This is a genomic window from Arcobacter sp. (genome assembly GCF_050300555.1).
Classification (GTDB): Bacteria; Campylobacterota; Campylobacteria; order Campylobacterales; family Arcobacteraceae; genus Arcobacter.
On sequence record NZ_JBNKXY010000306.1, the window covers coordinates 1 to 566 of the forward strand.

General features: G+C 28.1%; 1 protein-coding gene. It reads right to left on the minus strand.

Going from position 1 to position 566, the window contains the following annotated elements:
- Positions 1–332: 332 nt before the first annotated feature.
- Positions 333–566: hypothetical protein (locus ACQY5W_RS13445; RefSeq protein WP_428025477.1), on the minus strand; the 234-nt coding region annotated here is incomplete at its 5' end.

The following is a 566-nucleotide window of genomic DNA, read 5'->3' on the forward strand; positions in this document are numbered from 1 at the left end:
GGCAACACATGTAAATGTAAATAATAAGAAATAGGGAAAGTAATTAAAAATAAGAAATACAAAAAATTTATTCTTGAAAATAAGGAAAGAAATTAAGAATAAAAAATAAGGAAAGCAATTAAGAATTTTTGAAAAGTCTATTTAAAAAATAAGGAAAGCAAAAAAATGTTTCCATGGATGCTTTCAATCAAGGGTTGAATGCTACATTGGTTTGCATGGCTCCCAACAAAAATATCAAAGGAAATGTTGAGGATAAGGTAGGTTTTCTATTTTCTATTTTTTCCTTTTATTTTCCCGCCTTCATTATTTACTCACGTCAAATGAGTTTGGTTTCATATGGTTTCTTCAACAAAATTGTTCATAATTGTACCTTTTACTTTGGATTTTTTTAACCGTGCAATACTCATTATTTTCACCACAATTCTTCTTAATGGTTCTAGTTTTTTTTTACAATTTTTTCTCTTCAAATTTTCGATTTTTTTTATTTCTACGAACCCGTTTTCACAAAAGTGGACTAAGCCGGTCTTTAGAAAACTGTAACAATCTGGTTTTCCTGATAGAAAACG